The sequence below is a fragment of the Rhizobium sp. SRDI943 genome, from assembly GCF_057653695.1.
Genome location: NZ_CM172787.1, coordinates 516,157 through 537,919, shown reverse-complemented (window position 1 = coordinate 537,919; position 21,763 = coordinate 516,157). Strand labels below are relative to the sequence as shown.

21 protein-coding genes are annotated in these 21,763 nt (G+C 62.5%); 9 read left to right on the top strand and 12 right to left on the bottom strand.

Annotated features, from left to right (window positions below; translation table 11 throughout):
- Positions 1-92: 92 nt before the first annotated feature.
- Complete coding sequence (gene glcE, locus AC245Y_RS02635; protein ID WP_017993046.1) at positions 93-1,292, bottom strand: glycolate oxidase subunit GlcE; 1,200 nt, start codon at positions 1,290-1,292, stop codon at positions 93-95.
- Positions 1,289-2,728 carry an FAD-linked oxidase C-terminal domain-containing protein gene (locus tag AC245Y_RS02630; RefSeq protein ID WP_017993045.1) on the bottom strand — a complete coding sequence of 480 codons (1,440 nt, stop codon included), beginning with the start codon at positions 2,726-2,728 and terminating at the stop codon, positions 1,289-1,291. Before AC245Y_RS02630 ends, glcE begins: the two co-directional genes overlap by 4 nt.
- Positions 2,729-2,888: 160 nt before the next feature.
- On the opposite strand from AC245Y_RS02630, the gene AC245Y_RS02625 reads away from it, so the two are divergent.
- Positions 2,889-3,785, top strand: a complete 897-nt coding sequence (locus AC245Y_RS02625) for a LysR family transcriptional regulator (protein WP_017993044.1) — start codon at positions 2,889-2,891, stop codon at positions 3,783-3,785.
- Between the two features lie 13 nt (positions 3,786-3,798).
- Here the strand turns inward: AC245Y_RS02625 and AC245Y_RS02620 are convergent, their stop codons facing one another.
- A complete protein-coding gene (locus tag AC245Y_RS02620) occupies positions 3,799-4,650 on the bottom strand; it encodes a LysR family transcriptional regulator (protein ID WP_017993043.1) in 852 nt (283 codons plus the stop codon).
- 138 nt (positions 4,651-4,788) lie between these two features.
- On the opposite strand from AC245Y_RS02620, the gene AC245Y_RS02615 reads away from it, so the two are divergent.
- Positions 4,789-5,784, top strand: coding sequence for a zinc-dependent alcohol dehydrogenase family protein (locus AC245Y_RS02615; RefSeq protein ID WP_017993042.1), 996 nt, complete (start codon positions 4,789-4,791; stop codon positions 5,782-5,784).
- A gap of 18 nt (positions 5,785-5,802) precedes the next feature.
- Here AC245Y_RS02615 and AC245Y_RS02610 read toward each other — a convergent pair whose 3' ends face one another.
- The gene (locus AC245Y_RS02610) at positions 5,803-6,960 is read right to left on the bottom strand and encodes an adenosylhomocysteinase (protein WP_017993041.1); all 1,158 of its coding nucleotides are present in this window, start codon (positions 6,958-6,960) and stop codon (positions 5,803-5,805) included.
- Positions 6,961-7,058: 98 nt separating this feature from the next.
- Entirely contained in the window at positions 7,059-7,967 is a 909-nt protein-coding gene (locus AC245Y_RS02605) for a LysR substrate-binding domain-containing protein (RefSeq protein ID WP_017993040.1), read from the bottom strand.
- 233 nt (positions 7,968-8,200) lie between these two features.
- Between AC245Y_RS02605 and AC245Y_RS02600 the strand changes: the two genes are divergently transcribed.
- The 4 genes from AC245Y_RS02600 (at position 8,201) to AC245Y_RS02585 (ending at position 12,667) form a co-directional block, all read left to right on the top strand.
- Entirely contained in the window at positions 8,201-8,731 is a 531-nt protein-coding gene (locus tag AC245Y_RS02600) for an NUDIX hydrolase (RefSeq protein ID WP_012756180.1), read from the top strand.
- 62 nt (positions 8,732-8,793) lie between these two features.
- On the top strand, positions 8,794-10,293 hold the full coding sequence (locus tag AC245Y_RS02595; RefSeq protein WP_017993039.1) for an inorganic phosphate transporter: 1,500 nt from the start codon (positions 8,794-8,796) through the stop codon (positions 10,291-10,293).
- Between the two features lie 115 nt (positions 10,294-10,408).
- The gene (locus AC245Y_RS02590; protein ID WP_017993038.1) at positions 10,409-11,146 is read left to right on the top strand and encodes a 16S rRNA (uracil(1498)-N(3))-methyltransferase; all 738 of its coding nucleotides are present in this window, start codon (positions 10,409-10,411) and stop codon (positions 11,144-11,146) included.
- A gap of 147 nt (positions 11,147-11,293) precedes the next feature.
- Entirely contained in the window at positions 11,294-12,667 is a 1,374-nt protein-coding gene (locus AC245Y_RS02585) for a glutamate--cysteine ligase (protein WP_017993037.1), read from the top strand.
- Between the two features lie 66 nt (positions 12,668-12,733).
- On the opposite strand, the gene AC245Y_RS02580 is transcribed toward AC245Y_RS02585, so the two are convergent.
- Positions 12,734-13,618 carry a hypothetical protein gene (locus tag AC245Y_RS02580; RefSeq protein WP_017993036.1) on the bottom strand — a complete coding sequence of 295 codons (885 nt, stop codon included), beginning with the start codon at positions 13,616-13,618 and terminating at the stop codon, positions 12,734-12,736.
- Between the two features lie 196 nt (positions 13,619-13,814).
- Between AC245Y_RS02580 and AC245Y_RS02575 the strand changes: the two genes are divergently transcribed.
- Entirely contained in the window at positions 13,815-14,681 is an 867-nt protein-coding gene (locus AC245Y_RS02575) for a DUF937 domain-containing protein (RefSeq protein ID WP_017993035.1), read from the top strand.
- 207 nt (positions 14,682-14,888) lie between these two features.
- On the opposite strand, the gene AC245Y_RS02570 is transcribed toward AC245Y_RS02575, so the two are convergent.
- Positions 14,889-15,188, bottom strand: a complete 300-nt coding sequence (locus tag AC245Y_RS02570) for a DUF1127 domain-containing protein (RefSeq protein WP_017993033.1) — start codon at positions 15,186-15,188, stop codon at positions 14,889-14,891.
- A gap of 215 nt (positions 15,189-15,403) precedes the next feature.
- Between AC245Y_RS02570 and AC245Y_RS02565 the strand changes: the two genes are divergently transcribed.
- Positions 15,404-16,360 carry a LysR substrate-binding domain-containing protein gene (locus AC245Y_RS02565; protein ID WP_032986695.1) on the top strand — a complete coding sequence of 319 codons (957 nt, stop codon included), beginning with the start codon at positions 15,404-15,406 and terminating at the stop codon, positions 16,358-16,360.
- A 6-nt stretch (positions 16,361-16,366) separates the two neighbouring features.
- Here AC245Y_RS02565 and AC245Y_RS02560 read toward each other — a convergent pair whose 3' ends face one another.
- From AC245Y_RS02560 to AC245Y_RS02550, 3 genes are all read right to left on the bottom strand, one after another.
- Positions 16,367-17,008, bottom strand: coding sequence for a TetR/AcrR family transcriptional regulator (locus AC245Y_RS02560; protein ID WP_017993032.1), 642 nt, complete (start codon positions 17,006-17,008; stop codon positions 16,367-16,369).
- Positions 17,009-17,286: 278 nt separating this feature from the next.
- The gene (locus AC245Y_RS02555) at positions 17,287-17,703 is read right to left on the bottom strand and encodes an MAPEG family protein (RefSeq protein WP_017993031.1); all 417 of its coding nucleotides are present in this window, start codon (positions 17,701-17,703) and stop codon (positions 17,287-17,289) included.
- A 109-nt stretch (positions 17,704-17,812) separates the two neighbouring features.
- Complete coding sequence (locus AC245Y_RS02550; RefSeq protein ID WP_017993030.1) at positions 17,813-18,568, bottom strand: SDR family oxidoreductase; 756 nt, start codon at positions 18,566-18,568, stop codon at positions 17,813-17,815.
- Positions 18,569-18,659: 91 nt separating this feature from the next.
- Here AC245Y_RS02550 and AC245Y_RS02545 point away from each other — a divergent pair, with 91 nt between their 5' ends.
- Complete coding sequence (locus tag AC245Y_RS02545) at positions 18,660-19,577, top strand: LysR family transcriptional regulator (protein WP_017993029.1); 918 nt, start codon at positions 18,660-18,662, stop codon at positions 19,575-19,577.
- An 8-nt stretch (positions 19,578-19,585) separates the two neighbouring features.
- On the opposite strand, the gene AC245Y_RS02540 is transcribed toward AC245Y_RS02545, so the two are convergent.
- Together AC245Y_RS02540 and guaB are read right to left on the bottom strand one after the other, a co-directional pair.
- Complete coding sequence (locus tag AC245Y_RS02540; RefSeq protein ID WP_017993028.1) at positions 19,586-20,140, bottom strand: hypothetical protein; 555 nt, start codon at positions 20,138-20,140, stop codon at positions 19,586-19,588.
- Between the two features lie 2 nt (positions 20,141-20,142).
- Positions 20,143-21,627 carry an IMP dehydrogenase gene (guaB, locus tag AC245Y_RS02535; protein ID WP_017993027.1) on the bottom strand — a complete coding sequence of 495 codons (1,485 nt, stop codon included), beginning with the start codon at positions 21,625-21,627 and terminating at the stop codon, positions 20,143-20,145.
- Between the last annotated feature and the right edge of the window lie 136 nt (positions 21,628-21,763).

Genomic DNA, 21,763 nt, shown 5'->3' with positions numbered 1-21,763 from the left:
AGCGTCACGGCTCCTGCGTGATCTCCCCCCTTGTGGGGGAGATGTCCGGCAGGACAGAGGGGGGTAACCCAAGCGCAAACCCATCTTATCCCTCACCCCATCTTCCCCGGATTGAAGATTCCCGCCGGATCGAATTTCTCCTTCACCCGGCGCGACAACATCGCCACCGCCTCGGGCTCCGGCTGGAAGGCAGCTGTAACCGCCCTCGCCTCACCCGATGCACGGATCAGCGTCGCGTGGCCGCCGCCGAGCGCCTTGATGTAGCGACGGACCTGCTCGGCTTCGGGGCCGGCCTCCATGCGCATCCAGACGAGGCCGCCCTGCCAGTCGTAGAAGGCGTCGACGCCGGCCTCGAGGCGGAGGGCGGCGACCAGCCGATGGCCGGTGCCGGGGGCGACCGAGACGCGCCAGACCGGCCGCGCGGTGCCGTCGGCATAGGGCAGCACGTCGCGGATTTCCTGCCAGAGCTTTTGGCTTTCCGGCTGTTCCAGCCGCGTGACCGTGGGGAAGGCCGACATGGCCGCCGCAAGCTTTTCAATGCGTGCGTCGACCGAGCCGGCCAAGCCTTCTATGCGCAGAACGGTCGCCTCGCCCTCCGGCAATTTGCCGGCGAGGAATTTCCACGTCACCGTCAGTGGCAGGTGGGCAGCGCCTGAGACTTCGACCGGCAGGGCCATTGCCGCCGCCATGGCGTTTGTTGCCTCGGCGTCGTTGAGACCTGATAGCACCACCGTCCGCTCCGTCTTCGGGCGCGGCGGCACACGGAAGGTGACTTCGGTGAGGAAGCCCAGCGTGCCATGGGAGCCGGCGACCAGCTTGACGAGATCGAGACCGGTGACATTCTTCATCACCCGGCCGCCGGCCTTGATGATCTCGCCCCTGCCGTTGACGAAGCGCACACCGAGCAGGCTGTCGCGGGCGGCACCCGCGATCAGCCGGCGCGGACCGGAGACATTGGCAGCGAAAACGCCGCCGATGGTCGGCTCGCCCAATGTGCCCATCACCGGGCGATGATCCATCGGCTCGAAGGCGAGCATCTGGCCACTCTCCGAAAGTGCGGCCTCGACCTCGGCAAGCGGCGTGCCGGATCGGACGGTCATGACCATTTCGCCGGGATTATAGGCGACGATGCCGGAAAGGCCGGTCGAGCGCAGCCGGTCTTCGGCGGCAACCGCATTGCCGAAACCCGAGCGGCTATCGCCGCCGCAGATTGCCAGCGGCCGGCCGGCTTCCGCATGGGCGCGGACGATCGCCGACGCCTCTTCCTCGCTCGTCGCCGTCAGGTCGATCATGCGGCGGGGCGCCCTTCGAGCGGGAAGACCTTCGACGGATTGAGGAGCCAGCCGGGATCGAAGGCGGCACGCGCCGCCATCTGCTGGGTGAGATCGACCTCGGAATATTGGTGGCGCATCAGGTCGCGCTTCTCGATGCCGACGCCATGTTCGCCGGTGAGGCAGCCGCCGGCATCGACGCAGAGCCGAAGGATATCGTTGCCGGCGGCCTCGGCACGGGCGGCATCCTCCGGATCGTTGGCATTGAAGAGGATCAGCGGATGCATGTTGCCGTCGCCGGCATGGAAGACGTTGGCGACGCGCAAGCCGTAATGATCGACGATCTCGGCGGTCCTTTTCAACACGTAGGAAAGCTGGCTGAGCGGCACGGTGCCGTCCATGCAGATATAGTCGGCGATGCGGCCGGTGGCGCCGAAGGCGGATTTGCGGCCCTTCCAGATCAGCGCCGCCTCGGTCGCCGACTGGCATTCGCGCACGGTCTTGACAGCGTGCCGGCGGGCGATCTCGACGATGTCCTTCAGCGCGGCGTCCATCTCCGCTTCCGACCCCTCGACCTCGACGATCAATAGCGCGCCGACATCGAGCGGATATCCGGCATGGGCGAAGGCCTCGCAGATCTCGATCGCCGGCCTGTCCATAAATTCGATCGCGACCGGGATAATGCCGGCGGCAATGACATCGGCAACGCAGGCGCCGGCCTCCTCCGATCTCTCGAAGCCAAAGAGCACCGGGCGCGCGCCTTCCGGCTTGGCGATCAGCCGCACCGTTGCCTCGGTGACGATGCCGAGCTGGCCTTCGTGGCCGCAGACGAGGCCGAGCAGGTCGTAGCCTGCCGCATCCAGCGCCTTGCCGCCGAGTTCGATCACGGTGCCGTCGACCAGTACCATCCTGACGCCGAGCAGATTGTTGGTGGTGACGCCATATTTCAGACAGTGGGCGCCGCCGGAATTCATGCCGATATTGCCGCCGATGGTGCAGGCAAGCTGCGAGCTCGGATCGGGCGCGTAGAAAAAGCCGTCCGCGGAGACGGATTCGGAGATATTGAGATTGGTGACACCGGCCTGGACCACGGCGACCCGGTTCGGCAGATCGATTTCGAGGATGCTGTTCATCTTCGACAGGCCAAGTACGACGGCATCCTCCTGCGGAATGGCGCCGCCGGAGAGCGAAGTGCCGGCGCCGCGCGGCACGACGGGAATGCCGTAGCGATTGCAATAACGCATGACGGCCGAAACCTCAGCCGTGGTGCGCGGGAGGGCGACGGCGAGCGGCAGGCGGCGGTAGGACACGAAGGCGTCGGTTTCGAACGGCACCAGCTCGCGCGCCTCATGCACCAGGCATTCCGGCGGCAGAAGATCGGTGAGATCGGCAACGATCTGGGCGCGGCGCGCCAGCACGTCGGCGCGCGGCTCGAGAAACGAAATGGCGTCGGACATGGCGTTCTCCCTGGCCCTGACGACGGGAATGACAGCGGGAAGATGACAGCGGAAACCGGCCGCGAACCTCCCTGCCGCCGATAAACCGGCTTAGCACTTTCCCGAAAGTGGCGCAAATGCTAAGCACTTATGCCAAAAGGGGAAAAAGTCACAAAACCTTATGACCAATCTGGGTGATCTCGAAATCTTTGCCAAGGTCGTTTCGACAGGCAGCATGTCGCTCGCCGGCCGGGCACTCGGCTTTTCTCCGGCCGTCGTCTCCAAACGGATCAAGCGGCTGGAGGACCGGCTCGGCACCCGGCTTCTGCAACGCACGACGCGGCAGATCTCGCTGACGGAGGCCGGACAGGGCTTCTACGACCGGGTTCTCGGTATTCTCGCCGGGCTCGAGGAGGCAGAATTTTATATCTCAGGCCGCTCGGCGCAGATGCACGGCACGCTGAAGATCTCTGCCCCGACCTCCTTCGGGCGCATGCATATCGCGCCGCATCTGAAGGATTTCATGGAGGCGCATCCGGAGCTTGCGATCAACCTGGTGCTGACCGACGAATTCAGCGACATCGTCGGCGGCGGCTTCGATCTGGCGATCCGCATTGCCGAACTCACCGATTCGAGCCTCGTTGCCCGCCGTCTGGCGCCGGTGCGCCGGCTGCTCTGCGCCTCGCCGGACTACCTTGCAGCGCATGGCGAGCCGAAGCATATCGACGAGCTGAAACACCACCGCTGCCTGCCGGCTCACAATAACGACACCTGGCGGCTGAACGGGCCGGACGGGGCGCTGAGTCTCAGGCCGGAAGGCTTGCTGATCACCAATTCCAGCGAGGTGATCCGCGAGGCGGTCATCGCCGGGCTCGGGATCGCGCTCCGCTCCACCTGGGATATCGGCGAAGAGCTCAAGGCCGGCCGGCTGCTGCAGGTGCTGCCGGCCTATGAGGGCTCGCACAATGTCGCGCTGTCGGCCGTCTATCCCAGCCGGCAATTCCTGCCCGCCAAGGTGCGGCTGTTCATCGACTATCTGGCAGAGCTTTATGGCCCCGTCCCTTATTGGGAGCGCTGATGGCAGCGCCGGTTCAGCGCGCTAATCTCTCGATGACGAGATCCAGCAGGGCGCGCAGCCGCGCCAGGCGCTTCATATCGCGGTGATAGCCGACCCAGGTGTCGCGGCCGGGCGGCGGTTCACCGAGATCGACCAGTTCGATGGCCGCAAGAGAATCGCCGAGCGGCCGCGGCAGGACGGCGAGCCCGGCGCCATTGGCGCAGAGCGCCGCCTGCACGTCGCGGCTGTTGCTGCGCGTGACGATGTCGGCCCGCGGCAACAGGCGCCGCAGCCAGCCGACATCGGGCATATCGCCGAAAGCCTCATCCATGGTGACGAGGCGGGTGCCCGCGCCGTCGCCGGCTTCGGGGTGCGGTGCGCCGCGGCTGATGTAAAGGCCGTATTCGATATGGATGAGCTTGCGCGATACGATCTCCGCTTCCGTGAAGGGCTGGATGCGGAAGACGAGGTCGGCTTCGCGTCGCGACAGGCTGAGAAGCCGGCTGTCGGTCAGCAATTCGACCACCACCTTCGGATGGACTTGCGAAAATTCCGCCAGCACCGGCGAAAGCACATGCGCGCCGAACCAGTCGGATGAGGACAGCCTGAGAAAACCATCGAGCTGGCGGCTGCCGCCGGCAAGGCTCCGCTCCATGGCGAACGCCTCCTCCTCGATGCGTTCGGCGCCGGCGAACACGGCTGCGCCTTCGTCGGTCAGGACGAAGCCATCGGTCGTGCGCTGAAAAAGCGTCTGGCCGAGAGAGGTTTCAAGGGCCCGCAGCCGCCTGCCCATCGTCGGCTGTGTCAGCCCGAGGCTGCGGGCTGCTGCCCCCAGCGTGCCGAACCGCGCGATCGCCAGAAACAGCTTGAGGTCACTCCATTCCATCGTTCATATCCGCCAAACAAAAATGCATGGACTTCAGTCGTTATCTTTCATTTTCATTCGAGTTTCAATGAAGCATCTTTCTTCCACGCCAATTGCGGTGTTCCTATAGACGCCGCTCCGCGAACGAAGGAGAGTTCCATGTCTGTACAATCAACGATGAAAGCACTGCTGGCTGAAGCGCCGAATTCACCATTGCGCATCGCCGATATTGCAAAACCGGTGCCCGGCGAAGGCCAGGTCCTGGTGCGCATCAAGGCAAGCGGCGTCAATCCGCTCGACCTCAAAATCCGGGCCGGCAATGCGGCCCATGCCCGCCATCCGCTTCCCGCCATTGTCGGCATTGATATGGCCGGCATCGTCGAAGAGATCGGAACTGGCGTCAGCGGTTTTCGCCGCGGCGACGCGGTCTACGGCATGACCGGCGGGGTCGGCGGCATTCAAGGATCGCTTGCCGGATTTGCAGCTGTTGACGCCGCGCTGCTGGCGCCAAAGCCGCAGAATCTGTCGATGCGCGAGGCAGCCGCCTTGCCGCTGATCTCGATCACCGCCTGGGAGGGGCTGGTCGACCGCGCCGGGGTCAAGGCCGGCCAGAAGGTTCTGGTGATTGGCGGCGGCGGTGTCGGCCATATCGTCGCGCAGATCGCCACGGCTGCCGGAGCCGAGGTCTATGTGGTCGACGGCGCGTCGAAAGCAGACTATCTCGCCGGCCTTGGCGCAACGCCGATCGATCGTGACGCGGAAACGGTGGAAACCTATGTCGCAAGACACACCGGCGGCAAGGGTTTCGAACTGGTCTACGATACCGTCGGCGGCCAGGGGCTCGATACGGCATTCCGAGCCGTCAGCCAGTTCGGCCACGTCGTCAGCTGCCTTGGCTGGGGAAGCCACGCGCTGGCACCGCTCTCCTTCAAGGCCGCCACCTATTCAGGCGTCTTCACGCTGCTGCCGCTGCTGACCGGCGAAGGACGCGCCCATCATGGTGAGATCATGCGAGAGATGACGAAGCTTGCCGAAGCCGGCAAGGTGATGCCGAAGCTCGACCCGCGCCGCTTCCCCCTTGCCGATACAGATGAGGCGCATCGGCTGATCGAAAACCGGCAGGCGGACGGGAAGCTCGTCGTCGAGATCGACTGATCTAATCCGTCCGCGGAATTAACGCGCCAGATCGAGGTAGGCGTTCGCCACCATGGCATCGATATCCGCGGGCACAGGCACGACGCAGGATTGGGGGCCGGCCTCGCCCTTGGCGATGCGTTCCAGGCAGCGGGCCTGAAGGGTGAAGCCGAGATCCATCGACTCGACGGTATTGCCGAGCGGCCGCGGGCCGGCGAGATTGGCCATATGGCCGCCACCGAGCAGATGGAAAGAGCGGCCGTCGCTGAGATGGAAGGTCTCGATATGGTCGGCCTCGTAGCGATCGATGCCAATGACATCGGGGTGGCGACGGAAGGCTTCGACATCGATCTCATACGGGAAATGGCCGCCATTCATCAGGATCGCGCCATCCTTGACGAGCGGCAGGTCGGCCGCCGTCACGATGCCGGCAAAACCCGTGACGGTAACGATGATATCGGCCGAGCGGATCGCCGCGTCGCGCAGCGGTGTGGTGAAACCGTCGAGATGAGCTTCGAGCGTCGTCACCGGATCGATATCGATGACGCTGACGGTGGAAAAGGCATTGCGGAAACAGGCGGCCGTGCCCTTGCCGCAGGCGCCGTAGCCGAACACCGTCACGCGCTTGCCGTTGGTGGAGCGGTTGGTGAAGCGCAGGTAGCTTTCGAACAGGCTCTGACCGACGGCATGCCTGTTTTCGGCGAACTGCTTGATCGGGCTGTCGTTGATGACGAGGATCGGCATGTTCAGGCGCGCGCGCAGCGGCAGCAGGCGGATGCGGCCCGAGGTGGTTTCCTCTGTGCCGCCGCGGAGATTGGCGTAGGGTTTTTCCGACGCGATGGCGAAAAGATCGCCGCCATTGTCGAGCAGCAGATTCGGCTTTTCGGCAATCACCGCTTCGAGGCTCTGATGGTGAGCGGCGGGATCGGTCGTCTGCGTCGCGAAGACCGAGATGCCTTGGGTACGCAAGAACTCGACCGTCGAAGGCTGGGTGCTGTTGAGATTGCCGGTGCAGACAAGACGCGCCCCACCGGCGCGAAGCGTCGTCAGCAGCGCCACCGTCTTCGGCTCCAGATGGATGCCGGTGCCGATCGACAGGCCCTCGAAGGGACGCGTCCGCTCGAATTCGGCCGCCGTCGCCTTGAGCAGCCGGCAGCTGTTGCCGATCCAGTCGATGCGGGTTGCGCTCTTTTCCATCAACTCTTTCCTATTTGCGTGTTGGTGCTGTTTCTAGCGGACCAACAGGGTTGCGAATATGGAAGTAATTCTGGCGAAGGGGCAGAAAATCTGCCCTTTCAGGCTGGTGTCCCGCAACGAAGCAACCAACCGGACAAGGCCGCAAAGGCCGGCCGTTTCATATCCGGCGTGCGGCAGCAGAGGCTGTAGCCCGATGGCCGAGAGATGAAGCCGGAGGGCGCGACCAGATGCCCGCGCTTGAGATCGTCCTCGATCGAGGCACGTGGGGCAAGTGCGATGCCAAGCCCGGAACGGGCGGCACCCAGCGCCAGCAGCAGATCCGCGAATTCCTGGGTGCGGGAAAAGACGACCGGCGGCGTGCCGCTTTCGGCAAACCATTCGTCCCAGAGCCTCGGAACGCTGCGGCTGATAAGCATCGTTAGCGCGCCCATCGCAGCCGGATCGCTCGATAGGGTCGCGGCAAGCGAAGGCGTTGCGACCGGACCAAACTCATCCGCCATGAATCGCAGGGCGGTAATGCCTGCGGCCGGCCGGTATTCGCCGCCAATGATCACGGCGTCCAATTCCGGGTGCATCTGCAGCGGTTCGACCGTGGCCATCGGCACGATGTCGACGGTATCGCCGAGGCTCGCCTGCATGTCTGCTGCGCGCGGCATCAGCCACCAGACCGCGAAGGCGGAGGGTACGCCAAGGCGGATGCGGCGCGGCACGGCGCCTTCGAGTTCCGACGCGGCGCGCTGCAGAATGTCGAAAGCCGCGCTCGCGGCGGCCGCAAAAGCGCTGGCCTGCAAGGTCGGGACCAGCCTGCGGCCGTCGCGCAGGAAGAGCTTGCTACCGAAGTGATTCTCCAGCGTGTCGATCTGCTGGCGCACGGCGCCGCGCACCACATTCAGCTCTTCGGCAGCCTTCAGAATGCTGCCATGACGGCAGACGGCCTCGAAGGCGCGGATGGCATTGAGCGGGGGAAGACGCATGGGGACGACATTCACAAAATCATGGTGGATCACTAGATCTCGCCATTGAACGAAAGGCAAGATCACGCCATATTGTACAGCTGTGCAATGTGACGCATTCGAGACAGGATGCGACGGATTTTCCGAACCGGTCCGGCCTCGATTTCCCTATGAACGGCGATCAAATCGCGTTTCGAAACGTCCTGCGGCCTTTTGGATTGCGTAAGCTTTCCGTGATATACGTATATGAGTGATTCCTAACGACGACTGCGAAGGTGACCCGACCATTGACTCTTTTCGCCCGACTGGCTTCCGATGTGCAACTGATGTTCCGGCGTCCGCCGCGACAGCAATATGGTGCGCTCTGCTATCGGGTAAAGAAGAAGAGCGGTGAGGTCGAGGTGCTGTTGATGACCAGCCGCGATACCGGCCGCTGGGTCATTCCCAAGGGCTGGCCGATGACGCGCAAATGCGCCCATGAAGTCGCGATGCAGGAAGCCTTCGAGGAAGCCGGCGTCCGCGGCGCGGTCGAAACGGAGACGCTCGGCGCCTACACTTATTCGAAGGCGTTGCGCGACGGGGTGCAAGTGATCTGCAAAGTGCAGGTCTATGCGCTCGAGGTCACCGACATGGCGAAGAACTTCAAGGAAAAAGGCGAGCGCCGCATCGAATGGGTCTCGTTCGACGAGGCGGCGGCGCGCGTGCGCGAACCGGAGCTCCGCCACCTTTTCCTCGCCTTCAAGCAAAAGATGACCGACAGGCTTTCGGCCAAGGCGGCCAAGCAAATTCCAGACGTGAAACAAATTCCGGCGGAATGAATCCTGCCATCTTGCACTGCTAGGAAAGCAGCGTAGAAGCAGATTCATCCTCAGGAAAAAGAATGCCGCCACGTCCCGCAGTCCTCACGAAACGCACGCTCGACAAGGACCTCGACAAGATCACCCATGCCGAGGACGTGGCGAAGCATGTTTTGCGGCGGCTGGTGGCGCCTGGTCTCGGGCTGATCTTCGTCGGTCTGGCCATGCTCTTTGCCGGCGTCTATGTATTCGACCGGCCGGGAGCGATGCTCGTCATCGCGGCCGCCGCCCTTGCCGGCTATATGGCGATGAACATCGGCGCCAACGACGTGACCAACAATGTCGGTGCCGCCGTCGGGGCGCGCGCCATGACGATGGGCCAAGCATTGGTCATCGCTGCGATTTTCGAAGTTCTTGGCGCCACGATCGCCGGCGGCGAGGTCGTCAAGACGATTTCCTCAAACATCGTCGACGCCGTCCAGGTACCGCCGGCGCTGCTCGGCTGGATCATGATGGCGGCGCTGATGGCGGCGGCTCTCTGGATCAACCTCGCAACCTGGATGAACGCGCCGGTTTCCACCACCCATGCTATCGTCGGCGCGGTGATCGGCGCCGGCATCTCAGCCGTCGGGCCGGAACCGGTGAACTGGCAGGTAATGCTGGAGATCACCTCGAGCTGGATCACCTCCCCGCTGATCGGCGGGCTGATCGCCGCCGGGCTGCTTTATCTCGTCAAGACCCTGATCATCTACCGCGACGACAAAGTAGCGGCGGCACAGCGCTGGGTGCCGGTGCTGGTCGCGGTGATGGCGGGCGGCTTCATGGCCTATATGGTGCTGCAGCTGTCGCCCCCGGGCAGGTTCCCGCCGCTGACCGTCCTCCTCATCGGAATCGGCATCGGGCTGGTGAGCTGGCTTGCCGCCCGGCCACTCGTTCTCGCCCAAGCGCGGGAGCTCGAAAACCGCAACAGCTCGCTGCGAACGCTGTTCCGGCTGCCGCTGATCGGCTCTGCGGCGCTGCTGTCCTTCGCGCATGGCGCAAACGACGTTTCGAACGCGGTCGGGCCGCTGTCGGCGATCGTCCATTCGGTCGGCATCGGCGGCGGCGGCGGCATCGGGCATCCGCCGCTCTGGGTGATGCTGATCGGCGCCCTAGGCATCTCCGTCGGTCTGCTGCTCTTCGGGCCGCGCCTGATCCGCCTCGTCGGCGAGGAAATTACCAAGCTCAATCCGATGCGGGCCTATTGCGTGGCGCTGTCTACCGCCTTTACCGTCATCGTCGCCTCCTGGCTCGGTCTGCCGGTCAGCACCACACATATCGCCGTCGGCGCCGTCTTCGGCGTCGGATTCTTCCGCGAATGGTATACGCGCCATTCGAAGCGTCGCATCGCCTATATCAGGCGCAAGGCCGAGAGCTTTGATATCGACGAGCCGGAAGAGCCGAATATCCACGAGACGCGGCGGCGCTATCTCGTGCGCCGTTCGCATTTCATGACGATCATCGCCGCCTGGATTGTCACCGTGCCGGTTTCGGCAGCGCTTGCGGCAATGATTTATTGGGTTATGTTCGCGCTCTTCGTCTAAAGCGCGTCGCGATTTGTCCCGGCGCCGTGCTTTAGGTCTTTATTTTCTAGCGTGTCATGATCGCAAAACCGCTGCACAGTTTTACGAGGCATGCTTTGAGACCCCGAGTTTTTTAATGCGCGCCAATTTTCGCATGCAACGGCTTTTCGTCGACGCGCCGCTTACGCGCGGTGCCGGCGTGGAGGCGAATGCCGATCAGTTCAACTATCTCGCCAATGTGCTGAGGATGGAGGACGGTGGGGAGATCCTGCTCTTCAACGGCCGCGACGGCGAGTGGAAGGCAACCCTTACCTTCCCCACGCGCAAACGCATCCTTTTGACGGCAACCGAAGAGACACGGCCGCAGCCGCAGCCTTGCGACCTGCATTATCTCTTTGCGCCGCTCAAGGTCGGCCGGATGGACTACCTCGTGCAGAAGGCGGTCGAAATGGGCGCCGGCCTGCTGCAGCCGGTCATGACCCAGCACGTGCAGGGCAAGATCACCAATCTCGACAAGCTGCGCGGCAATGTCGTCGAAGCGGCGGAGCAATGCGGCATTCTCGGCATTCCCGACGTGGCCGAACCGGTGAGGCTTCTCGACCTGCTCGACCGCTGGCCGAGCGAGCGCCGCATCATCTATTGCGACGAGGGCGATGCCGGGCAGAACCCGCTGCCGGTGCTCTCGGCGATCAGGGAAAGACATCTCGCTCTGCTCGTCGGGCCGGAAGGCGGCTTTTCGGAAGAAGAGCGGGCGCGGCTTCGAAGCCTCGATTTCGTCACGGCCATTCCGCTCGGACCGCGCATCCTGCGGGCCGATACGGCAGCCGTTGCGGCCCTGGCGGTGGTCCAGGCGGCGATCGGCGACTGGAACTAAGGTCGAAAACGGGTTGACATGGAAATCGCTGTTATTTTTTTGATGCGTCGTTGAAAGAATTTCACTTGCAACATGGGTGGCTTGGGTCCTAATCAGCCTTCCAACCGCCCGGCCCCCTGGGCGCCTTTTTGAATACAGGTATCCCGCATGGCCCGCGACACTACCGACCAGACACCGCTCTCTTCGGTCCAGGATCTGACCGATTATATCGCCGCGGGCAACAAGCCGCGGGAGCACTTCCGGATCGGCACCGAACACGAGAAATTCGCCTTCTTCCGCGCCGACAACAGCCCGGTTCCCTATTTCGGCGATGCCAGCATTTCGGCCCTCTTGACCGGCCTGCAGAAGAAAAGCGGCTGGGAGCCGATCACCGACGGCGGCAACATCATCGGCCTTGCCGAGCAGCATGGCATGGGCGCGATCTCGATCGAGCCCGGCGGCCAGTTCGAACTCTCCGGCGCACCGCTGGAGACGATCCACGAGACCTGCAAGGAATCGAACCAGCATCTGGCGACGCTGCGCGAAATCGCCGAGCCGATGGGCATCCGCTTCCTCGGTATCGGCGGCAGTCCGAAATGGACCTACGCGGAAACGCCGCAGATGCCGAAATCACGCTACGAGATCATGACCCGCTATATGCCGAAGGTCGGCACCCAGGGTCTCGACATGATGTACCGCACCTGCACGATCCAGGTGAATCTCGATTTCTCCTCGGAAGCCGACATGCGCAAGAAGATGCGCGTCTCGATGAAGCTGCAATCGCTGGCGACCGCGCTTTTCGCATCCTCGCCCTTCACCGAGGGCAAGCCGAACGGGCTGCTCTCCTGGCGCGGCGATATCTGGCGCGATGTCGACAACCGGCGCGCCGGCCTGCTCGATTTCACCTTCCGCGACGATTTCGGCTTCCGCGACTATGCCGAATGGGCCCTCGACGCGCCAATGTATTTCATCGTCCGCGACGGCCGCTATCACGACTGCACCCATGTCACCTTCCGCCAGTTCATGAACGGCGCATTGAAGGGCGAGGTCGCCGATCCGGCGCCGACGATGGGCGACTGGACGAACCATCTTTCGACACTTTTCCCCGACGTGCGGCTGAAGCGTTTCCTCGAAATGCGCGGCGCCGACGGCGGCCCGTGGCGCCGCATCTGTGCGCTGCCGGCCTTCTGGGTCGGCCTGCTCTACGATGATGCGGCACTCGATGCCGCCGACGAACTGAGCAAGGATTGGACCTTTGCCGAGATCAGTGCGCTGCGCAATGCCGTTCCCGCCGAAGGGTTGAAGGCGCAATTTCGCGGACATCCGCTCTTCCACATGGCGCGCGAGGTGATCGGCATATCAAGGGCCGGCCTGAAGGCGCGGGGCAAGCTCAACCGGGAAGACCAGGACGAGAGCATCTTCCTGGCGCCGCTCGAAGAAGTGCTCGCCAAGAAGGCGACGCTCGCCGAGGATCTGCTGTCGCTCTATCACGGCCGCTGGCGCGGCTCGGTCGAACCGGTGTTCGAGGACTATCAGTACTGAGCCTGAGCCACTGCATAATTCCCTAAATCGGAACCGATTCAAGGAATATGCTGTGGCAAGCCGTGGTCACGGCGCCTTCGCGCGCTTCCTGGCTTCGCGCGATCTTGCCGTGCGGCGGGCGGGCCTTAGTTCCTCGATCGTCGGCAGCCACCACTCGGCCTCCTGAACCGGTGGCATCTTCGCAGGCCAGGTGCGGACGAGTTCTTCCAAAGTGGGGACCCGCCAATATCCCCAGACATGATCCTCGGTCACGCCGGGATAGAAGTCCGTAACGACATCCGGGTCGACCAGTTCGCCGGCGATCTCTGTAAAGACGACGATTCCGTAGGCGGTGACCACAGGACGACCTATCGGCGGCAAGTCGTCGCTCGGAAGCGGGTATCGATGACGCTTCCGTTCCGCCGAGCGGAGCTTGCTGCGCACATCCTGTTCGGTCCCCTTCCGCTCTTCGGCTCGACGTCGTCTTTCTTCCGGTTCGTTTCTGCGCGCCGCCGCCTCGATCTCCGGCCACCGGCGTCTGAGTTCCTCATAGGACCGGAAGGGAACGTGCCATATTTTGAGATCACCGTCCCATCGCGAGAGTGGCACCTCGCGCAGTTCGTCGACGACGGTCTTCGAATAGGGCGTGCGGATTCGAAAGCCGGCCTTGCCAAGTTCAAGGTAAGGACTGTCGATGGGATCGAAGGCGAAGGCGTCGCGGCCCTTCGCATCCGCATGGGCGTCGGCTTCGGCCTCCATCTCGGCAAGCCATTGCCCGATGCGGCGGGACGCCGTCCGCCCGGGAACGAACCAGGCCTTGCGGGCATCGCTCCAGCGGGCACAGGGAAAGCGTCTTCGGAATTGTTCGACGGTCATCCTGTCATAGGGGAAGGAAATGTCGGCGCCCGGCTTCGCACCGTCTTCACTCGGCGGCACCTCGTCGTGACCAGTGGAGGATTTGGTTTCGGCCATGGAAGAAGAACGCCGGCGCGCAGGGATCGGTTTCCGGTAAGGATACCATATAGGCCGACGGAAGTGACGGCCGGCCGTCGCTATGGCCGCTTTCGCCTCATCACGCTAAGTTCTTATGGCAAAAAGCCGTTTGCGCATTACCATTTCCGGTTATAGTGGCGTTACAACGCGTCACGACCGGGGGAAAGGGACTTCCATGCTGCCACTCTTCGACATGATGATGCAGGCGCAGAACGGCGCGGCGATGGAAGCAATCGCCCGGCAGTTCAACCTTGCGCAGGAACAGGCGACAAAGGCGATGGCGGCGCTGATGCCGGCCTTTTCCGCCGGGCTGAAACGCAGCACTAGCAATCCCTATGATTTCGTCGGACTGATGCAGGCGGTCTCCTCCGGCAACTATGCGCGATATTTCGAGGATATGAGCCGGGCCTTCACGCCGGAGGGTATTTCCGACGGCAACAACATCCTTGCCCAGCTCTTCGGCTCGAAGGAGGTTTCGCGCGCGGTCGCCGCCCAGGCGGCACAGATGACCGGGATCGGCCAGGATATCTACAAGCGGATGCTGCCGGTGCTGGCCGATACGCTGATGGGTGGGCTGTTCAAGCAGACGACCGGCCAGATGGCCTCGCCGGTCAACCCCTTCGTCAACACGGCGATGGGCGAGACCATGCAGAAGTGGCTGGAAAGCACCGGCTTTGCGCCGAAGCCGAAGACTGCTCCGGACCCCAGCATCTTCGACAATCCCTTCACCCAGGCAATGCAGCTGATGTTTTCGGTGCCGAGGCCGGAAGCGACATCTCAGCAGAACCCCTTCCTCGACAATCCCTTCGCCAAGGCCTTCCAGGAGATGATGGGCGGGCTCGGCAAGCAGCCGGCGGCCCCAACCAAGACCAAGACGCCGGAGGCGCCGAAGGAAGAGGCGAAGGTCAATGCCGACAGCTATACCGAGATGCTGAACGCCATGTTCGACAGCGGACTTGAAGTGCAGAAGAACTATCAGCGGAACCTGGAAGCGATCTTCGAAACCTATCGGCCGAAGCCCTCCTCGGAAAAAAGCGAATAGCGTACTAAAGCGCGTCGCGATCTTTCAGATTTCGCTTGCCACGCTTTAGGTCCTTGGTTTCGCGCATGTCGTTGCCGCAAAACCGCGACAACACTTTGCGCGACATGCTTTTGCGCATAAAAAAACCCGGAGATGGCTTGGGAAAGCCGATCACCGGGTCAAGCGGCAGGGCTATTGGCTATCACCCTGCGGGGAAACTCGACGCTCCTACTGTTCGTAGGAGCGGAAGAGCGACAGGCGCCAGCGATTGCGCGCCGAGCGCGTCAGATGTTCCGACGGGTCCTCGAAGAAGGTCGACGCCAGGAACGCAGAGGTCAGGTCGGCCCTGCTAAGGCCGATATCCCTCAGCTGGGTGTCGTTCAGATCGTGCAGCGCGTTGATCTCCATGCGATTGCGGAACCCGCGAAAGAGGGAGGTCAACGGTGCGATGCCTGCTACCAGACGCTGGGAAAACGTCGGGGTGAGCTTGCCGCAGTCGAGTTCTATTGTTCTGTCTGTCATCCGCATGGGACTCTCCTTTCTTTCGATTTTCTTTTAGGCACACAGCAACCCATCCCTCCCACGAGGTCGCGCGGGAGGGAGCAAGGCTGAATTGGGCTCGGACAGGCAGGGTGTCTGTCCTTCACTTTGCTTGATTTGCATCCCGAAGATGCCAAAGACCTATTGATCAGTCCAACGAATGTTTCTAATGATTATCATCAGCTATCTTTATGGGTGACAACATGTCCGCGCCTCTTGATCTCGACCAATTGCAGACTTTCATCGCCATCGTCGATTCCGGCAGCTTCACCAAGGCCGCCGACAGGGTCTACAAGACCCAATCGGCTGTCTCCATGCAGATGCGCCGTCTCGAGGAACGCATCGGCAAGCAGCTGTTCATCAAGGACGGCCGCGGCAACCGGCTGACGGTCGAGGGCGAAAAGCTGCTCAACTATGCCCGGCGCATCATCCGCCTCAACAATGAGGCGATCGCGGCCTTTGACGACAACAGGCTGGAGGGGACGCTGCGGATCGGCACGCCGGACGATTATGCCGACCGCTATATGCCCGAAATCATCGGCCGCTTCGCCAAGACGCATCCGAATGTCGAGCTTTATATCGTCTGCGAGCCCTCGGTGGATCTTGCCGAACGCATGCACAAGGGCGAGCTCGACATCGCGCTCGTCACTCACAATCCGCGCGAGCGCATGTCCGATGTGGTGAGAACCGAGCCGCTCTGCTGGGTGGGCTCGGCCAACCATCCGATCCGCGACGACGCGCCGGTGCCGCTTGCCGTCGGCCGGCGCGATTGCCAGTGGCGCCAGCTCGCCTGCTCGGCGCTCGATGCTGTGGGACGCGAGCACCAGATTCTATTCACCAGCTGGTCCTGCACCGTCGTTGCAGCCGCCGTCCTTGCCGGCATGGCGGTTTCGGTGATGCCGGAATCGGCGCTGCGGACGGGCATGAAGGTGCTGAGCCAGGCGGACGGCTTTCCGGCGCTGCCGCCGGTGCAGATTGGCATCATGAAGCGGCCGGGCGTTTCGCTCTCGCTGATGAACGCGATCACGGCGCATATCACCGCCTGCCTCGACAATATCACGCCTACTGTCGTCGACGATAGCCTGGAGGCGGACGTCAAATCCGCCCAGGCGCGCCTTTATCCGCGGTTGAAGGCGGCCAATATGGTGCCAAGCTGGTAAGAGTTCTCAGGCAGCAGCCGGCACGGTCGCGGTGAAAAGAGAGGCGCGGATGACGCGCTTCCACTCCTCGAGCATACGCTGTGCCAAGGCCTCCTCGCTGACGGCGGCAAGTCGGATCACGGCGCCGATCAGGTGGCTGAACAGGTAAGTGCGCGCATACATTTCTTCGTCACAAAGGTCGGGAGCCAGCCGGCGCACGGCGTCATGGAAGATGCCGGCGACGTGAGCGCTATGCTCGATATTCAGCTGCAACAGATCCTGATCGGTCTCCGTTCCCATCCAGACGCCGAGATAAACGGGATCGTTATGGTAGGAATCGTAATACCAGTCGATGGTGGCGCAGACGACGTCGAGCGCCTGGTCGAGTGACCGTACGTCGGCAAACATCGCCGCCATCTTCGTCTGGATCGCCGAGGCATGCTGGTCGAACAGGGCTTTGACGATCGCCGCCTTCTCCGGGAAATACTGGTAGACCGAGCCGATCGGCACCTTGGCGGCGGCGGCGAGCTCCGTCATCCGCATGGCGCTGACGCCCTTTTCGGCGATGATCTTGGCGGCGGCGGCGAGAATGAGGTCCAGCCTCTGGATGCTGCGCTCCTGTTTCGGCTTCCTTCGCAGGCCTATCCGATCCATGCTTTCCGCGCCCATGTCGTTCCCATTCTTATCGTTCGCGGCGGAGCAATCTGCCAACCAGCGCGTCGGGCGGGTATGACATGCAAGCCTTCACCTGCCGTAAATGGAACCGTTCGGATTTTAACGGTCGGCAAAAGCCTGTGAAATCAAGCCCTCACAGCATATCGCGGCGATTGACGGGGCATCGAAAAGACCTCGACAGGTTGTGTCATCCTCCCGCAGAGAAGAGAGACAGTCCTCGCGTTGTCGAGGACATAGAGCACGGAGTCCTGTTGGCTGCGATCGACGCAGGTTCAGCCCATTGCCATCCAAACGGCGAGCCAGATCCACATGGCAGCGAGTCCGACATAGCCTGCCGCAAAAAGCGGGCTGCGATAGCGCAATTCGTTGCTGGTGACGTGGACAGCGGCGTGAGCATAACGCAGGGCAACGAAAATCCAGGCAAGCCCGACGGTGACGATATTGTCGGCGTCCGTGATATAAATAAGAATGCAGCAGACATGGAAGAGCACAGGCAGTTCGAACTGGTTGGCGAGGCAGTTCTTGACGGCAAGGCTTTGGGCCGGCTCGCCGCGGTTTTCGCGATAATCCGATTTCGCGATGCTGCCGGCGCGGACCATTTTTGCGCGCCGAAGCCCAAGAAGCACGTAAAGACCATAGACCAGGGCCACATGGGCAAGCAGTGGCCAGAAGATTTGATAGCCGGTCATATGGCTGTTTCCTTTCCGCTTCGCATTCGTTGCGAGCAGTAGCCGAAAGGAGAAAAGGATACCAGCGTCGGCCGCCCGCCATTAGAATATGGCGGGCCGCCCGGTTTCATCAGACCTGCGCGCTGCCGCCATCGACGAAGAGTTCGGCACCGGTGACGAAGCTGGAATCATCCGAGGCGAGGAAGAGTGCGGCTGCGGCAACTTCCTCGGCGCGGCCGACCCTGCCCATTGGCACCTGGGCCGCAAGATAGTCAAGCAAGCCCTGCTGTTGGGCTGGGTCCTTACCCGCCAATTCGACCAGTCCAGTCGTCTCCGTCGGACCGGGACTGAGCGTGTTGATCCGAATGCCGCGATCCTTCACGTCAAGGATCCAGTTGCGCGCAAAGCTGCGCAAGGCAGCTTTCGATGCGGCATAAACACTGAAGGCAGGCGTGCCGGTCGAGCCTGCTGTCGATCCCGTCAATATGATCGAGGATCCTCGGGCAAGCAGTGGTAGGGCCTTCTGCACCGTAAAGAGAACCCCCTTCACGTTCCGATCGAAAGTATCGTCATACTGCTCTTCGGTAATTTCCCCGAGGGGCAGCATGGAGCCTCCGCCCGCGTTGACGAAGAGCACGTCAATTCGCCCGGCCTCTGCCTTCACCCGCTCATAGAGTTGATCGAGGTCGGCAAGATTGGCCGAATCAGCCTGAATGCCGACAACTCCACCGCCGATCTCAGCGATGGCTGCATCGAGAACATCCAAGCGACGGCCGGTAATGAAAACCCGCGCGCCCTCGGCCACGAATCGCTTCGCTGTTGCAAGACCAATGCCTGAGGTGGCGCCGGTGATGACCGCAATCTTTGCATCCAGTCTTTGTGTCATTGTCGTCTCCTTTGTTCGACTGGAGCTGAGATATGGACGGCGGAACCGTTTCGAAATAGAAAGAATTGAAAGTTATCGTTTCAGGAATGATATGACTAAATTTCCGGATTTCGAAGGCCTGGCGATGTTTGCAAAAGTCGCCGAAGAACGTTCTTTCGCGCGCGCGGCTCAAACGCTTGGGGTGTCCGTGCCGACCGTTTCGCGTGCCGTGAGCCGGCTTGAGCAGAGGCTGGGCGCAAGGCTTTTCAACCGCACTTCGCGGCAGCTCGCGTTGACCGATTTTGGCCTGCGACTGATCGACAGCGCCGCACGGATCTATGCTGAGGCCGAGACGGCAGAAAACACAGCCCGGGAGCTAGCTACCCGGCCGAGGGGCCTCATCAGGCTTGCCGCGCCGATGGACTTCGGCATACGCTGGCTGGCCCCGATCCTGCCCGATTTTTTCGAGCTCTATCCGGACATTTCCATCGACCTGCATATGAGCGATGCCGTCGTCGATATCGTGGGAGACGGCTTTGATGCGGCGCTTCGAATTGCGGTACTGCCGGATTCATCATTGGTCGCGCGCCAGCTCACGCCGGTTGATCGCTTCATTCTCGCTGCATCCGCTTACATCGATCGACATGGCGCGCCGGAACACCCTCGGGAGCTAGCTGCTCACCATTGCCTCGGATACGCCTACAGGCCGCGCCAAGATGTCTGGCGCTTGCGTAACAGTGAAGGCAAAGAGGAGGTCATAGTGCCAAGTGGCGCCCTCAGGGCCACCAATTCGCAAGCCTTGGTGCCGATGGCGCTACGCGGCCTCGGGATCATCGAACTGCCGGAATTTCTCGCGTATGACTATCTGATCGACGGCCGGCTGAAGCCGATCCTTTCCGGCTGGACGCTGCCTACCGGCGCATTGTATTTCGTCACCCCTTCTGCTCGGAGCCGACCTGCGAAGGTCGAGGTCCTTTCCGATTTCATGGTGGCAAGACTTTCAAATCCAGCCTGGCGGTGGAGGGGCTGACCGCCGCTTCAGGGCTCCCGCGAAGAGAGCCAGCGCATGACGGCGAGCCGGGCGGCGACGATGAAGCAGATGGCGAGGCTTGCGAATTTCAGCCGTGTCATCCACGGCAGCAGCTGTGTTGCAAGACTTGCGGACGCACCCTTGCCGAAGGCCATAAGGCTCGAGATGTTCTCGCCGTAATCGGCGATGCCGTAGATGAACGGCAGCAGGTAGATCGCCTTGCCGACGAGTGGATGCGCCGATCGGCCGAACCATGCGCCGTCGGGACCGAGCTTGAGGAAGGCGAGGAACAACAGCGCCGTCAGCAATGCAGGAAAGATCAGCTCCGGCCCGAAATACATGGCGCGCAGCAATCTGGTCGCCGTCTCGTTCTCATCGAGCAGCTTCTGCATGTGGAAGACCGCAGACTCGTCGTAACCGGCGAAATAGGTATCGAGCACCGCCTGGCCGGTCTCGTGCTTGAACGGGACGACGAAGCCGAAGGTCGTCCAGGCGAGCACGGCAAGGCAGAGGGCTGCGAGCAGCGCGACGACCCAGAGAGGAATCCCGCTGCCCGCCTTCATGATCAGAGGCCGGCGCCTGGATAGTTCGGGCTCTCGCGGGTGATCGTCACGTCATGGGCGTGGCTTTCGCGAAGACCGGCACCGGAGATGCGCACGAACGTGGCCCGCTCCTGGAAATCCTTGAGATCCTTGCCGCCGACATAACCCATGGCCGCCTTGAGGCCGCCGGCGAGCTGGTGGATGACGCCCGAGACCGGCCCCTTGTACGGCACCTGACCTTCGATGCCCTCAGGCACGAGCTTCAGCGTGTCGCGCACCTCGGCCTGGAAGTAGCGGTCGGCCGAACCACGGGCCATGGCGCCGACGGAGCCCATGCCGCGATAGGCCTTGAAGGAGCGTCCCTGGTAGAGATAGACCTCGCCCGGGCTTTCATCGGTGCCGGCGAGCAGCGAGCCGATCATGACGGCGGAAGCGCCCGCGGCGATCGCCTTGGCAAGATCGCCGGAGAACTTGATGCCGCCATCGGCGATGACGGGCACGTCCTGATCATTCGCGGCCTGCACCGCCGACATGATGGCGGCGAGCTGGGGCACGCCGACGCCGGCAACGATGCGCGTCGTGCAGATCGAGCCCGGGCCGATACCGACCTTGACGGCATCCGCGCCGGCATCGATCAGCGCCCTGGTGCCGTCATAGGTGGCGACGTTGCCGGCCATGATGCGCACCGAGTTGGAAAGCTTCTTGACGCGGCTGACGGCATCGAGGACGCGCTGCGAGTGGCCATGGGCGGTATCGACGACCAGAAGGTCGACACCGGCCTCGATCAGCCGCTGGGCGCGCTCGAAGCCGTCATCGCCGACGCTGATGGCGGCGGCAGCGCGAAGCCTGCCCTGCGCATCCTTGGAAGCGTTCGGGTTCAGCTGCGACTTCTCGATATCCTTGACGGTGATGAGACCGACGCAGCGGCCTTCGGTGTCCACGACCAAGAGCTTCTCGATGCGATGCGAATGCAGCAGCCGCTTGGCCTCCTGCTGATCGACGCTCTCCTTGACGGTGACCAGGTTGTCCTTGGTCATCAGTTCGTGGATCTTCTGCTCCTGATCGGAAGCGAAGCGGACGTCGCGGTTGGTCAGGATGCCAACGAGGCGGCCGGACTTCTCGACGACAGGGATGCCGGAAATGCTATAGGATTTCATGAGCCCGAGCGCATCGGCAAGCGTCGCATCGGGGCCGATCGTCACCGGATTGACGACCATGCCGCTTTCAAACTTTTTCACTTGCCGGACCTGCTCGGCCTGTTCGATCGGCGTCAGGTTGCGATGAATGACCCCGATGCCGCCGGCCTGGGCCATGGCGATCGCCAGGCGGCTTTCGGTGACGGTATCCATGGCGGATGAAATGATCGGGATGTTGAGTTCGAAATCGCGGGCGATGCGGGTGGAGATATTCGTCTGGCCGGGCATGACCTCGGAATGTCCGGGCTGCAGCAGCACGTCGTCGAAGGTAAGCGCGTCTGCGCCGGTTGCCGTTTCAATGATACGTGCCATGGCCAAATTCCTTCATTTAATAAAAATGCGACCCTGTCCGGAAACGAATCGTCCGCCCCGGCGGTCTGCATGGGTTGCTTGGAAGTTGGCGAGGGCTGGTAACACGTCTATGACAGGAAGGAAATAGCAAAAAGCC

Coding starts and splice junctions, on each gene's coding strand:
- AC245Y_RS02625 (WP_017993044.1), top strand. CDS start 2,889: ATGACCAATCTGGGTGATCTCGAAATCTTTGCCAAGGTCGTTTCGACA.
- AC245Y_RS02595 (WP_017993039.1), top strand. CDS start 8,794: ATGCCGCCACGTCCCGCAGTCCTCACGAAACGCACGCTCGACAAGGAC.
- AC245Y_RS02585 (WP_017993037.1), top strand. CDS start 11,294: ATGGCCCGCGACACTACCGACCAGACACCGCTCTCTTCGGTCCAGGAT.
- AC245Y_RS02580 (WP_017993036.1), bottom strand. CDS start 13,618: ATGGCCGAAACCAAATCCTCCACTGGTCACGACGAGGTGCCGCCGAGT.
- guaB (WP_017993027.1), bottom strand. CDS start 21,627: ATGGCACGTATCATTGAAACGGCAACCGGCGCAGACGCGCTTACCTTC.
- AC245Y_RS02550 (WP_017993030.1), bottom strand. CDS start 18,568: ATGACACAAAGACTGGATGCAAAGATTGCGGTCATCACCGGCGCCACC.
- AC245Y_RS02610 (WP_017993041.1), bottom strand. CDS start 6,960: ATGGAAAAGAGCGCAACCCGCATCGACTGGATCGGCAACAGCTGCCGG.
- AC245Y_RS02565 (WP_032986695.1), top strand. CDS start 15,404: ATGTCCGCGCCTCTTGATCTCGACCAATTGCAGACTTTCATCGCCATC.
- AC245Y_RS02615 (WP_017993042.1), top strand. CDS start 4,789: ATGTCTGTACAATCAACGATGAAAGCACTGCTGGCTGAAGCGCCGAAT.
- AC245Y_RS02545 (WP_017993029.1), top strand. CDS start 18,660: ATGACTAAATTTCCGGATTTCGAAGGCCTGGCGATGTTTGCAAAAGTC.
- AC245Y_RS02575 (WP_017993035.1), top strand. CDS start 13,815: ATGCTGCCACTCTTCGACATGATGATGCAGGCGCAGAACGGCGCGGCG.
- AC245Y_RS02570 (WP_017993033.1), bottom strand. CDS start 15,188: ATGCGGATGACAGACAGAACAATAGAACTCGACTGCGGCAAGCTCACC.
- AC245Y_RS02560 (WP_017993032.1), bottom strand. CDS start 17,008: ATGGGCGCGGAAAGCATGGATCGGATAGGCCTGCGAAGGAAGCCGAAA.
- AC245Y_RS02630 (WP_017993045.1), bottom strand. CDS start 2,728: ATGTCCGACGCCATTTCGTTTCTCGAGCCGCGCGCCGACGTGCTGGCG.
- AC245Y_RS02620 (WP_017993043.1), bottom strand. CDS start 4,650: ATGGAATGGAGTGACCTCAAGCTGTTTCTGGCGATCGCGCGGTTCGGC.
- AC245Y_RS02555 (WP_017993031.1), bottom strand. CDS start 17,703: ATGACCGGCTATCAAATCTTCTGGCCACTGCTTGCCCATGTGGCCCTG.
- AC245Y_RS02540 (WP_017993028.1), bottom strand. CDS start 20,140: ATGAAGGCGGGCAGCGGGATTCCTCTCTGGGTCGTCGCGCTGCTCGCA.
- glcE (WP_017993046.1), bottom strand. CDS start 1,292: ATGATCGACCTGACGGCGACGAGCGAGGAAGAGGCGTCGGCGATCGTC.
- AC245Y_RS02590 (WP_017993038.1), top strand. CDS start 10,409: ATGCGCGCCAATTTTCGCATGCAACGGCTTTTCGTCGACGCGCCGCTT.